The organism is Chamaesiphon sp., from assembly GCF_041737865.1.
Lineage (GTDB): Bacteria > Cyanobacteriota > Cyanobacteriia > Cyanobacteriales > Chamaesiphonaceae > Chamaesiphon.
Window position 1 is genome coordinate 1 of sequence record NZ_JBGSQZ010000313.1, and the last position, 12,731, is coordinate 12,731.

A 12,731-nucleotide genomic window follows, 5' to 3' on the forward strand; every position below is an offset into this window, starting at 1 on the left:
CGATCGGCAGTTCGATTTAGAATTTGCATATCGAACCGTTTCAGTGCTGGTAATCCCGATGCAAAATCGGGAGGGCGAGACGATTGGGGTATTGCAACTGATCGATCGCAAGCTCAAAGCCGATCTTCAAATTACACCAGAAAATGCGCTGTCGATTACCCAACCCTATTCTGATTGGGAACAGCAGATCGTCCGCTCTTTAGCTTCCCAAGCCGCAATTTCGATCGAGCGCAACCACTTATTAGAAAGTATCGAGGAGCTATTTGCCGGATTTATCACAGCCTCCGTACAAGTCATCGAAAGCCGCGATCCGACTACGGCTGGACATTCTGAGCGCGTCGCCAAATTGAGCGTACGGTTGAGTCGGGAAGTTAATAGCGTTGAGACAGGAATACTCAGATCGGTGCGATTTAGCGATCGTCAAATCCAAGAAATCCGCTATGCTGCACTCCTCCATGACTTTGGTAAAATTAGCATTCCCGAATCGATCGTCCAAAAAAGTCAGAAGCTCTATCCCCATCAACTTACCGAACTCAGTCACCGATTTAATCTGCTCCGACGTACCTGGGAATTGGAATGCGCCCAACAGAAGTTCAGCTATGTGCTAAATCCTCCACTGGAACATCAGCATCAGTCAGATGATAATTGTCTCCACTGTGGCTATTTGCAGCAGTTAGATCTAGATTTAAGTGGTAAGCTCGACAGATTGCAATCTTACTGGGAGTTATTAAATAAACTCAACCACCCCGACATTATTTCCACATTAGAATTCGTCCAAACATTAGATTCGATCGTCGCCGATCTGCAACAACTATCACAATATACATACCGAGATCTCGATGGCAATTTACAACCCTTACTCACTCCATCCGAAATCGAACAACTCTTAATTCCTAGAGGTACGCTTACTGTAGTAGAACGTTCGATCGTGGAATCACACGTCAGCCACACCTATGATTTTCTCCGCAAAATTCCTTGGACAAAACACCTCCAAGATGTCCCAAAAATTGCTCGTTCCCACCACGAAAAATTAGATGGCAGTGGCTATCCGCAAGGATTAACTGCTAGTGAAATTCCCATCCAATCACAGATAATGACGATCGCCGATATTTATGATGCTTTGACTGCGAGCGATCGACCTTACAAGCCGCGTTTATCACTCGATCGAACTTTAGCTATCCTACATCAAGAAGCCGCCACAGGCAAGATCGACAGCAATCTTTTAGCCCTATTTAAACAGCGTCAAGTTTACGGTGTGTTAGGCGATCCAAACCTTAATTAAATTTATATTCAGATCGCTAGATTCTCTCATTTACTTATCTCGATCGATAAGCTAAAATATGCCATTTACCCTCGCTCATCCGATCGCCACTGTCCCGATTTGGTGGGGATCGAAGCAGCAACTACATTTACCTAGCCTCGCGATCGGATCGATGATTCCCGATGCAGATTACTTCATCCTGCTGTATCCAATCAAAACCATCGGACATACTTTTCCTGGTATCTTCATCCAAGGAATACCTTATTCGATCGTCCTATTACTGGCGATCCGATATGTGTTTATGCGCCCATTTTTAGCTCTCATCCCCCTCCAATTAGCCCGAAAGTTTCCACCACCAAAGAAATACTTTCCGCTGCAAATTTCCCAATTGTTTAATATTATTTTATCGATCGCCATCGGTGCTGCTACGCATCTAATTTGGGATGCTTTTACTCATGCTGGTGACTCAGTTGTGCATTCAGAGTTACTCAAATCGACGCTCGGCTCCCTACCGATATATACATTACTTCAGTACGGCGGCGGCATTTTTGGACTTGTCGCCCTGTCGTTGTGGCTAACGAACTGGCTGCATCAAGCGGAACTACATCATCGGGTGGAAACTTTGACTCCTGGATGGCGAGTTATTGCCATCATCGGGATCGTTTACTGTGGCTTCGGGGTGGCTTGGGTGGCTGTGCAGGACAATCGCGAACCTTTCGTCAATTTCTCTGTGCGATCGCTAATTGGGGGGATGTCTGGGACTTTTATAGGATTATTGCTATACTCAACAATATTTTGGATCTCAAATAGTTTTCGATCGGATTCTAATGCAACTTAAATTAATTGATAATTGATAATTGTTAATTAGCGGGTTAGAAGATAAATCTACGCCATTACCATTCCACCATCGACATTAAATGTCTGTCCAGTAATATATGCCGCCGCTGGATCTGCTGCCAAAAATCTCACCATTCCGGCGACTTCTTCGGGTTTTCCGTATCTACCGAGGGGGATAAATCGCAAAATCCCTTCCGCCTTGAGGTCATTTGTCATATCGGTTTCGATAAAACCTGGTGCTACCGCATTGACAGTGATCCCCCGACTGGACAATTCCTTGGCTACCGTCTTGGTAAAGCCGATCGCGCCAGCTTTTGACGCGCTGTAGTTAGCTTGCCCTGGATTGCCCATTTGTCCGGCAACAGAGGCGATATTAACAATTCTGCCGGACTTTTGCTTGAGCATGATTTTACTCACCGCACGGGTACATAAAAATATCCCAGTCAGATTGGTATCGATTACTGCTTGCCAATCTTCTAGTTTCATCCGCAGCAACAAGGTATCGCGCGTAATTCCCGCATTATTAACTAAAACATCAATCCGTCCCCATTTGTGCATCACTGTACTGACTAATGCGTCAATTTGTTCGGCTTTGGAGACATCAGCACAGATCGAAATTGCTTCGCCACCAGCATCCATAATCTGAGTCACCAATCGATCCGCAGCATCGCTAGAACTAGCATAATTGACTGCTACCTTTGCGCCGACTCGTGCTAATTCTAACGCGATCGCACGACCAATTCCCCTCGATGCACCTGTAACGACCGCGACTTTCCCGACTAATAAATCAGACACTCTAAAATCTCCATCTAACTAAAATCATCCCCTCACCAACTCTCAATCTTGACTACTTACTACTAACCACCAAGCGGCGACGCAAAGATTCACTCCGGCGTTTTGCAGTTTCATTCTCTGGCTCTAGTTCTAATGCTTGCTCATACATATCTAAAGCTTGACCTGTGAGTTTTTTTTGTTCGTAAGCGTGACCGAGATTATTCATCGCCATCACATATTCTGGCTCGAGTTTAATCGCCTCTTTATATTGACGAATTGCCAGATCGTACTGCTCTTGCCCAAAATATGCGTAGCCCAAAGCATTATATACAGGAGCCATTTCCGGTGTTCCATCTTCAATTTTGATAGCTTTTTTGAGCATCATTATTGATTGAATAAACATCTTTTTTTCTAGATAGATACTGCCGAGTTCATAATACTCTGGAACGGTACCACGCTCATTTTTGAGTTTACGCTCTAATTTAGTCAGCGCGTTTTCAATTTTCTGATTTTTGATAATTTGTTTGAGGATAAAGAAAGCCGCCACACTCAGGAGCAGTAAAAATGCAGCCAAGTAGACGATGAGTAAGTTTTTGTCTGAAAAGTCCATTGTTAAGCAGTTGGTAATAGCTAGTGAATGATGTCTGCAAGGGATCGAGCGGGTACCCGCTCCACTAGGTACTTCATACCTGACTATCTATGATAACTTGAATCACAACCAACGAGCCTGTGACTCGATAACTATTAACTGTTTGTGACACTCGCTACTGGCTCCTATTGCAATCCCCAGTACTGAATCCGCTGCTGGAGCCAGCCATCTGCTTTCCACCGCTGGATCGATCGATCGACTAACTCTCGTAATGGATCGTATTGCAACCCTTTGGGGATGACGATTCCCAAGGGTTCGATCGATAATTTATCGGGTAAGATCTGATAATTCGGTGTGGTTTTGCTCCAGCCTAGTAATAAGCTCCGATCTGCGGCGATGGCGACAACTTTACCTGTGGTGAGTAATTCTTGAGCTTGTCGATAGCTATTTACACCGACTAATTGCGCGGTGGGGGTGATAAATTGCAGTGTGGCGATCGTGGTAGAATTATTTAATACTGCAACTTTCTTACCGATTAAGTCAGCGTTCTTAGTGATGTTTACTTGCGTGGTAATTATCGCTGTTCCATCTGAATAATAAGCCCGACTAAAATCAACTACTCGCGATCGAGTGGGTGTAATTGTCACTCTAGCAATTGTGAGATCGACAGTTCCTTGGATTGCTACTTTTAGGCGATCTTGATTGGCGACAGGAACTAGCTCAACAGCATCTGGATTATTAAATATTTCTGTGGCTAATTTACGGGCGATATCGATTTCTAAGCCCTGTAAATTGCCATTGCGATCTCTAAATCCTAGCAGTGGTAAATTATCTTTGACTGCGACGATTAATTTTCGGCGTTGCTGAATTTCTGTGAGTGTTCCAGCTTGAGCTGAATGCCAACTACCGATACTCGTTATCAGTGTGAAGACAAAGAATAAAGATTTAAATCTAATCGATCGTGCTTTATTCTTCATGGTGGATGGTGGATGGCGAAAAGTGCAGTCTTGGGGTTTCCCCAAGTGGAGCACCTTTTCAAGACAGTGAATGGTGGATGGTGGATGGTAGATCTATTCACCATCCACCATTCACTATCCACTTTCCTTTTGTTATTGCGCTGCGGCGGCTAGTTTAACTACTTGCTCAAAGCTTGCAGGATCGAGGATGGCGATTTGAGCGAGCATCTTCCGGTTAAGTTGGATGTCAGCTTTTTTCATATTCCCGATCAATTGGCTGTAACTCATGCCATGTTGACGAGAAGCTGCATTGATCCGTGCAATCCACAAGCGGCGGAAGTCACGTTTTTTCTTTTTGCGATCGCGATAGGCATTCCGTAATGCCTTCATTACTTGTTGGTTAGCAACCCGATAGAGTTTAGAGTGTGAACCTCTAAAGCCTTTGGCTAACTTGAGAATCTTGTTGCGGTGCTTCCGCGCCACGTTACCGCGCTTTACCCGAGTCATAGTTTAAATGGTGTTAGTTGGTGATTAAAATTGCTCTACGGCATTGTGGATAGTAATTTACTATCGTCAGTCCTCAAGCTACCAGTGTCTGGATCTTGCACTTAGAGAGAGCTAAGTTACAAGTAGGGGAGCATCCCACGTACTCTGAGCACATCAGTCTCGTCAACGGATGTTGCCTTGGATAGGCTCCGACGACGATCTGCATTTTTGTGTTCGAGCAGGTGGCTCTTAAATGCCTTGCGGCGCATGATTTTACCTGTCCCGCTAGCGCGAAAACGCTTCGCTGCTGCTTTGCGGCTTTTGAGTTTCGGCATGTGAATTAAGTATGTTTAGACACAATTTATAATCATACTCTATCTTGACAGTGAATTACGGACTTGGCGGCGATCGCTCAACAGTTATAAAATAGGTACAGCCGATCGCGGCACGAGTGCGATCGATAGACTTAGGTTTAGGTTGATTTACCCCCCCAACCCCCCCTTATCAAGGGAGGGCTTTTCCGGCTCCCTCCCTTGATAAGGGGAGGGCTGGGGCGATGCACTGAGCGTAGCCGAAGTGTGGGGTAACACAGACTACGCAGCATTAATCTCCATTCGCAGGGACTACCATGATTGACTCACTTCCAGCACAGCCTGTCAAACAGATCGTCCCTGCCAACGAAACAGAACGGTTGGCGGCACTGCATCGCTATCAGATTCTCGATACCCCTGCCGAAGTAGCCTTCGATCGCATCACTACGCTGGCAGCGCGACTGTTTAAGAAGCCGATCGTGCTGATTTCGTTGGTGGATGAGTCGAGAGCTTGGTTCAAGTCCAGCATTGGTTTTGGTGCTGATGAAGTATGCCGCAACGATGCGATTTGTAACGTTGCCGTGTTGTTCGATGAGCCGCTAATTATTCCCGATACTCGACTCGACGATCGCTTTATCTGCAATCCGTTCGTGCAAGCCGCAGTAGCGACGCGGTTTTATGCGGGTGCGCCGTTGATCGATCGAAATGGCTTTAATCTGGGTACGCTGTGTCTGCTCGATACTGTGCCACATGAGGCGTTAACCGCCGAGGAAGAGGCTACTTTGGTGGATTTGGCGGCAATGGTTGTTTCGGAGCTGGAACTGCGCTTGGCGGCGCAGCAAATCGCTAGTGTCGATGCGGCACTAGTCGAGATTACTCAAGGTGTGGCGAAGGTGACGGGTGGGGCATTTTTCGATGAGCTGGTGAGGCACTTTGCCAAAGTTTTGGGTACTGATTATGTTTATATCGGCTTGGTGGAGGGGACTGAGCCGAAAATGATGCGAACGATCGCCACTTGCGATCGCGGCAACATTGTCGAGAATATTGAATATCGGCTGCAAGATACGCCCTGCTGGGAAGCAATTGAGCAGCGTAAAATTTGCTGTCATCCGCGCAATGTTCAGGCGCAATTTCCGAATGCGCCAATGCTAAAACCGCTGGCTGTCGAGAGCTATATCGCGACTCCGTTCTATGGTTCTGATGGGAATGTATTGGGAGTGCTGGGTGTGATGGATGGTAAACCGCTAGCAAATGTGCATCTAGCCGAATCGTTACTGACGATTTTTGCCAGTCGGATTGCCACTGAGCTAGAGCGTCAACAGAACGAATCGATCCTCACCGAGCAGACGCGACTGCTGGAGGCGGTTTCCACGGGGCAGCCGTTAGATGAGTGTCTGAGTGCTATGTGTCGCTCGATCGGCATACTCAGCTCCCACACCCGCGCCTGTGTGCTATTGACCGACGAGCAGCGCACGAAGTTTCCGCGATCGATTACTCCAGATTTCGCGACGTCTCTGAGCCAAGGACTCAAGGATACACCGATTAGCGAGCTGGCGAACGGGACGTGTGGTACGGCGGTATATTGGGGTGAGCCTGTCACTTGTAATGATATTGCTAACGACGATTTATGGTCGCAAAGCTGGCGGGATTTATGGATCGCCCATGGCATTCGGGCTTGTCATTCCGTACCGATTATGGGTATTGATAATTTACCCCTCGGTTCGGTGATGTTGTGCTTTAATGAAGCCCGATTGCCGACCGATTGGGAACATAAACTGGGCGAATTTGGGACTAAAATTGCTAGTATTACGATCGAGCGTAAACGCTCGATCGAGAAGTTGTCGGAGAGTGAAGAACGTCTGAGTTTGGCACTTACAGCCGCAGATATGGCGACCTGGGATGCAGATTTGTCCACAGGTAAAACTATCTGGTCTGCCAAACACTTCCAGATTTTGGGCTACGATCTAGCTACTGTTGGCGCACCTACCATCGAGATGTGGTTGAGCCGCGTTCATCCTGACGATCGCGCGGCGGTGATGGATGCGCGGGAAACTGCCCAAAGGGAGCGGTCGCCCTACCATATCGAATATCGGTTGGTGCGTGCTGACACTGGAGCAGTCGTGTGGGTAGCCTCAACCGGAAGATTCCTCGACAACTACGCAGGGGAAGCCATGCGGTTTGTCGGGGTGATGTTTGATATATCCCTTCGCAAACAAACCGAAATTGCTTTGGTCGAAAGTCAGCAATTCGTGGAAAAGCTCACCGGAACCTTGCCGGGGATGGTGTATGTCTACGATCTCATTGAGCAACGCAACATCTATGTCAATCCTCAATCCCTAGAACTGTTGGATTATAGTCCAGCGCAACTCCAAGAGCTGGGGGCGAACTTCATGCCGAGTTTGTCAAATCCAGACGAGATACTGCCCTCGCTGGCGCATCTAGAAGGGTTCCAGACAGCGCAAATCGGCGAAGTGCGGGAGTGGGAATGCCGATGGCGACATGCAAATGGCGAATGGCGGTGGTTCCTCAACCGAAACACTATATTTAACAAAACGCCAGCGGGAGGTGTGCAACAGATTATCGGGGTATCGATCGATATTACCGAACGTAAGCAGGCAGAAGCCAATCTAGCGCAGAGTAACGCCCGATTTGAATCAGCGATGCTAGCAGTGCGGGGGATGGTGTACGAGTGGGATCTGCAAACGCAAACAGTCTATCGCTCCCAAGGATTGTTCGAGCTGCTGGGCGTTCGGGCTGAAGATGCGCTGCCAACCAGCGAGTGGTGGATAGAGCGGGTACATCCCGACGACATAGAGCGCGCCCAATCGGAGTTCTTGGCGGCTCCAGGGGGGAGCGATCGGTTTGAGGGCGAATATCGCGTCCGTCATGCCGCAGGGCACTGGATATATGTATCCGATCGCAGCTATTTTCAGTATGATTCGCATGGACAAAGGATAAATATCGTTGGCTTTACTACCGATATTACCGAACGCAACCGCGCTGAAGCAACATTACGCGACAGTGAAGAACGATTCCGCACCTTGGCAGATAATATGTCTCAGTTGGCGTGGATGACAGACGAAAACGGCTGGATCTTCTGGTACAATAATCGCTGGTTTGAGTATACTGGCACCACATTAGCCCAAATGCAGGGCTGGGGATGGCAAGGCGTTCATCATCCCGAACATGTCGATCGAGTAGTAGAACTATTTCGCCATCATCTCGAAATCGGGGAGGAATGGGAAGACATATTTCCGCTCCGAAGTCGAGATGGCACCTACCGCTGGTTCTTGTCTCGTGCCTTGCCGATCCGCGATGAATCGGGGCGAATTATCCGCTGGTTTGGCACCAATACCGACATTACCGAGCTGCAAGAAGCCGAAGCCGCTCTCGCCGAACGCAACCAAGAGCTAACCAGTTTCGCATATACCGTTTCTCACGATCTCAAGGCTCCGTTACGGGCGATTTCTAACTTGTCAGTCTGGATTGAAGAGGATTTAGACGGTACGTTACCACCCGACACTCAAGCCCAGTTCGATCTCCTCCGCACCCGTGTCAAACGGATGGAGTCGATGATTGACAGTTTGCTGCTGTACGCCCGCGCAGGGCGGCAAGAAGCTCAGTTAGAAACTTTCGACCTCGCCGAATTCCTCAGCGAAATTATCGACTCTCTCGCCCCACCAGAGGGCTTTAAGATCGACATTCAGCCACCGTTACCAACCCTTACGACCAAGCGGGTATTTTTGAGCCAAGTTTTTGCTAACTTAATTAGCAACGCCATCAAACACCATAATTCTGTCACCGGACATCTGCAAATTTGGGCGATCGACCATCCAGACTACCATGAATTTATCATCAAAGATGACGGCCCAGGCATCGCACCCGAACATCACGAAAAAGTCTTTGCGATCTTCCAAACTCTCAAAGTTAAGGATAATAGCGACAGTACGGGAATCGGGTTGGCGATCGTCAAAAAGATCGTCGAAACGGAGCAAGGTACGATTCGGTTAGAATCTAGTTTAGGACAGGGCACAACTTTTTATGTGACTTGGCCGAAGAGTCATGGCTAGAGGTTTAGAGGAATGGATGCGCCCTCCCCACCAGTATCTGTTCAATTACCTCTCGGCGCGGCTACGCCTTAAAAGATCTCAAATGGGTTCTATAAATTTGGCTCCATTAACGTCGTAAAGGCGACTTTGGCGGCGGCTTGTTCGGCGGCTTTTTTGGATTGTCCACTCCCTGTGCCTAGATGTCGATCGCGAAACCAGACTTCAGCGATAAATCGTTGAAACCGATCGAGTTTGAGCAGATCTTCTCTGACACGGTATTCTGGCAAGGCTTTGTAATTTGCTTGCGTCCACTCCTGAAGGGCATCTTTATAATTTTGCCGAGCGGGATCTTGGAGAATTTCGGTAGCTAATTGCTGAAAATGCGGATCTAGCCAGGGACGGACTAAGGTGAGATTATTTGTCGTCAGATACAGCGCAGCGAGTACCGCCTCAAAAGCATCAGCCAGCCTAGAAATCCGTCCAGAGGGATCGCCAACAGCCGAAGCGGCGAGAGTGAGATAACGATCGAATCCATAACCATCGGCGAGTTGTGCCAAAATCCGATCGCTCACCAATATTTTCCGAACTGCTGAAAAATCACCCACCGACTTATCGGGATAAGTTTCCCACAAAAATTCCGAAGCAGCTAACCGGACAACCGAATCACCGATAAATTCTAGCTGCTCGTAGTTGGGCATTCCCATCGTCGGATGAGTCAAAGCAATATCCAGCAATGACCAATCGATCTGAGTGTCTCTAGGCAATCCCAACCGACTCATCAACTTTACTAACTCTTGTTGTCGGCGTGGGGACATCTGTAATTTTAATCGCTCAAAAAATAGAGAGAGAGTCGAACGTAAGCCGGGTTTTGTTATCTCTTGCGAGACGGCGGTTATCTATCTGGGTAGTTTGTTACCAAGTACCTCAAGCGGATCTCATGCGGAACAGGGAAAAGACCAACCATAGCTCCTGCCTTGCTTCCAACCGGGGTTTACCGAGCCAGCACCTCTCGATACTGCTGGTGCGCTCTTACCGCACCTTTGCACCCTTACCCTGAGAGGTGAATGGTGGATAGTGAATGGTGAATAGTTTTTTCCTATTCACCATTCACCATTCACCATCCACTTCCCGTGGCGGTATTTTTCTGTGGCACTATCCTCACGATCGCTCGCACTGGGAATTACCCAGCAAGTTTGGTCTTTGAGAAGCCCGGACTTTCCTCGAAATTCGACTAGCGAACTCGCAACCACCTCATCTACTCTCTCTCAATTATTCATTGTACAGGTTCATCAGCGGACATCTGTTAGTTATTTCACCGATCGAGCAGTCTCAATATCCGATCGAGTGCAGTCGGTTTCCGATCTAGTAGGCTCCCCAGTGAAGGAAAAAAGCCGATCGTCCCAGCACTTATTGAGGAGGCAGAGATCGAGTCTCAATCTCCAACAGATTGCTGAGATTCCAAGCTATAAAGCCTAAATCGATCGGGGTGTTTCCAACTTGCTCGCAGTGCGGGTGACACGCCTAATGTGTGCAGACGGTGATACCACCCATAGGCAATAAACTCGTCGAGGCGATCGTCCACGGGCAGGAAATTCATGCCATACATGCCAATCCGATCGCTACCAGGAACGATAGATTCATCATCAAATCGAGGACGATAAGGGCCTGTCACTGAGTCTGAGACATACCAGTAGAGCGTCGAGTTGGTGATGTGGCGGTTATTAACTCGTTTGAGCCAATTGGGATTGAGGTAGATCCGAAAGCAGGAAAAGAAAAGGTGATAGCGTCCATCTTTGTAAAAAACTTGCGGACGTTCCATGTGATAAAACGGCCAGTCAGCGGCAGTTGCTGGAGTGGGCGCAACCACAGGCGGCAAGATTTGATAAGCTCCGGCGATCGTGTCACTCACCGCTTCCGACACAGCCCTGAAAGTTGCCTGGAGTCTTGGCACTCGCACAGATGAACAGATAATATCGTCCATCCTGCGGGTCTTTGAAGAGATAGGGATCGCGCCAGTGCAGATGCTGCGTCAAGTTACAGTGACCATACCAGGGAATGAGTGGAAAGCGATCGAGTTGACGTTGCCATTGGATGCCATCTGTGGAAGTCGCCAGCCCGATCGCTTCATTTCGCAAGTCGGGCATTTGCTTGCCGCCTGCTGAGTAAAACAGGTAGAGGATGCCGTCTTCTTCATAGGTGCATCCGGCACAAATCCGACCGGATTCCCAAGCCCGATCGGGTTCGGGTTTGAGTAGTGTTCCTAAATCGTGCCAGTGTTTGAGATCGTCAGAGACTGCGCCGCAGAGATAGCTGACAGTCCACCAGGGAGCTTGTCCTGCTAGTCCGCGTAGGTAATAGAGCCGACAAAGGTCGCCCGTTTTGACGCTCCACGGGTCCCAGTCCATCGGCTCATTGGGACGCAAGGAGCGTAAAACTCCCGTCACGGCATTACCCAACCGAATTTGACTACGTTCGAGCAAGCTGGCGTTGACGAGTTCGGAAACGCCCGTGGGCAAACGTTCGAGCTGGCTGAGAATTCGACGTTGAAGTGGGGTAGTTGCATCTGATGAATCTAGGCTTGCCTCACGCCAGTCCAAACTCCATGGCAGATAGGTTTGTGCCCGTATCGACGGTTTTTTCTAACTTAAAGCCGCATTCTTCAAACAGCGTTTTGAACTGTTGACGAGTTCGCCATGCGCCACCAGGTACCGAAACCATGATTTGCACCGCAAAGAGTCCCGGCATGATGCCATCTGGAGCAGTTTTAGGGTCGTCGAGATCGGGTACAAATGCTTGCAGGAGAATGATTTTGCCGTGGGGTGGCAGGGCAGCACGGCAGTTTTTGAGAATGATGCGAGCATCATCATCGTTCCAGGCTGAGATGAAGTATTTCATTACGATCGCGTCTGCCCCGCTCGGAACCGCCTCGAACACATTGCCGGAAATCACGTCGATCGATCCTTCAGTCACGCCCAACTTGGCAAGATAAGTCGGAGCCGTTGCCGTTCGCCCGTTCAAACGCCACTTCGCCAGTGTGCAAAGCGGCTTCGAGTTGATTCCACGCGTCCCACTGGGCAGGCTCGGTGATGTGCATGGCAAAATGCCCGATCGAGGGGCCACGATTGGTCACTAGTAAGGCAGAGGTTTCGGTTGGGGCGAAGATCCGATCGGGGCGTTCTGCTAGCACGTCTAAATGAGCGAGTGCACGGAGAATGACGTAGAGGCGATCGACCTTCGTGTTTGTCTTTTCAGCCAGCATGTCGGCTGATTGTGCGCCTTCATCGTGCAGCAAATTAAAGATGCCCAATCGTGTTGCCACATAGAGACCATTCGTGACAAGTTAAGAAAATTAGAGATTTGTCAAGAGGGTGAGAAAAAGATGTCAAACTGTTTCTAGTCAACAGTTTGAGGAAATAGATACCTGATGACCAGCCGCAGCAGAAGTAACCGTGACCACGCCAAAAAGCA

Annotated in this window: 13 protein-coding genes and 1 other RNA gene; 3 read left to right on the top strand and 11 right to left on the bottom strand. The window is 48.6% G+C overall.

What is annotated here, in order from left to right; translation table 11 throughout:
• Together ACEW9J_RS24440 and ACEW9J_RS24445 are read left to right on the top strand one after the other, a co-directional pair.
• Nucleotides 1-1,282: HD-GYP domain-containing protein (locus ACEW9J_RS24440; RefSeq protein WP_373547675.1), on the top strand; the 1,282-nt coding region annotated here is incomplete at its 5' end.
• A gap of 58 nt (nucleotides 1,283-1,340) precedes the next feature.
• A complete protein-coding gene (locus tag ACEW9J_RS24445; RefSeq protein ID WP_373547676.1) occupies nucleotides 1,341-2,099 on the top strand; it encodes a DUF4184 family protein in 759 nt (252 codons plus the stop codon).
• A gap of 47 nt (nucleotides 2,100-2,146) precedes the next feature.
• Here the strand turns inward: ACEW9J_RS24445 and fabG are convergent, their stop codons facing one another.
• The 5 genes from fabG to rpmI all read right to left on the bottom strand — a co-directional run bounded on the left by fabG (nucleotide 2,147) and on the right by rpmI (nucleotide 5,238).
• On the bottom strand, nucleotides 2,147-2,893 hold the full coding sequence (gene fabG, locus ACEW9J_RS24450) for a 3-oxoacyl-[acyl-carrier-protein] reductase (RefSeq protein ID WP_373547677.1): 747 nt from the start codon (nucleotides 2,891-2,893) through the stop codon (nucleotides 2,147-2,149).
• Between the two features lie 52 nt (nucleotides 2,894-2,945).
• A complete protein-coding gene (locus ACEW9J_RS24455) occupies nucleotides 2,946-3,482 on the bottom strand; it encodes a tetratricopeptide repeat protein (protein WP_373547678.1) in 537 nt (178 codons plus the stop codon).
• 164 nt (nucleotides 3,483-3,646) lie between these two features.
• On the bottom strand, nucleotides 3,647-4,438 hold the full coding sequence (locus tag ACEW9J_RS24460; RefSeq protein ID WP_373547679.1) for a transporter substrate-binding domain-containing protein: 792 nt from the start codon (nucleotides 4,436-4,438) through the stop codon (nucleotides 3,647-3,649).
• Nucleotides 4,439-4,570: 132 nt separating this feature from the next.
• A complete protein-coding gene (rplT, locus tag ACEW9J_RS24465) occupies nucleotides 4,571-4,924 on the bottom strand; it encodes a 50S ribosomal protein L20 (RefSeq protein ID WP_373547680.1) in 354 nt (117 codons plus the stop codon).
• Nucleotides 4,925-5,040: 116 nt separating this feature from the next.
• A complete protein-coding gene (gene rpmI / locus ACEW9J_RS24470; protein ID WP_373547681.1) occupies nucleotides 5,041-5,238 on the bottom strand; it encodes a 50S ribosomal protein L35 in 198 nt (65 codons plus the stop codon).
• A 293-nt stretch (nucleotides 5,239-5,531) separates the two neighbouring features.
• On the opposite strand from rpmI, the gene ACEW9J_RS24475 reads away from it, so the two are divergent.
• Nucleotides 5,532-9,284: a PAS domain-containing protein gene (locus tag ACEW9J_RS24475; protein WP_373547682.1), complete on the top strand. Its 3,753-nt coding sequence runs from the start codon at nucleotides 5,532-5,534 to the stop codon at nucleotides 9,282-9,284.
• 89 nt (nucleotides 9,285-9,373) lie between these two features.
• Here the strand turns inward: ACEW9J_RS24475 and rnc are convergent, their stop codons facing one another.
• From rnc to ACEW9J_RS24505, 6 genes are all read right to left on the bottom strand, one after another.
• Nucleotides 9,374-10,078, bottom strand: a complete 705-nt coding sequence (gene rnc, locus ACEW9J_RS24480) for a ribonuclease III (protein WP_373547683.1) — start codon at nucleotides 10,076-10,078, stop codon at nucleotides 9,374-9,376.
• 26 nt (nucleotides 10,079-10,104) lie between these two features.
• An RNA gene (rnpB, locus tag ACEW9J_RS24485) (RNase P RNA component class A) lies at nucleotides 10,105-10,526 on the bottom strand.
• Nucleotides 10,527-10,695: 169 nt separating this feature from the next.
• Complete coding sequence (locus tag ACEW9J_RS24490) at nucleotides 10,696-11,172, bottom strand: hypothetical protein (protein ID WP_373547684.1); 477 nt, start codon at nucleotides 11,170-11,172, stop codon at nucleotides 10,696-10,698.
• On the bottom strand, nucleotides 11,165-11,860 hold the full coding sequence (locus tag ACEW9J_RS24495; RefSeq protein ID WP_373547685.1) for a hypothetical protein: 696 nt from the start codon (nucleotides 11,858-11,860) through the stop codon (nucleotides 11,165-11,167). Before ACEW9J_RS24495 ends, ACEW9J_RS24490 begins: the two co-directional genes overlap by 8 nt.
• Nucleotides 11,847-12,281, bottom strand: a complete 435-nt coding sequence (locus ACEW9J_RS24500) for a methyltransferase (RefSeq protein ID WP_373547686.1) — start codon at nucleotides 12,279-12,281, stop codon at nucleotides 11,847-11,849. Before ACEW9J_RS24500 ends, ACEW9J_RS24495 begins: the two co-directional genes overlap by 14 nt.
• Nucleotides 12,226-12,582, bottom strand: coding sequence for a methyltransferase dimerization domain-containing protein (locus tag ACEW9J_RS24505; RefSeq protein WP_373547687.1), 357 nt, complete (start codon nucleotides 12,580-12,582; stop codon nucleotides 12,226-12,228). Before ACEW9J_RS24505 ends, ACEW9J_RS24500 begins: the two co-directional genes overlap by 56 nt.
• Nucleotides 12,583-12,731: the final 149 nt, after the last annotated feature.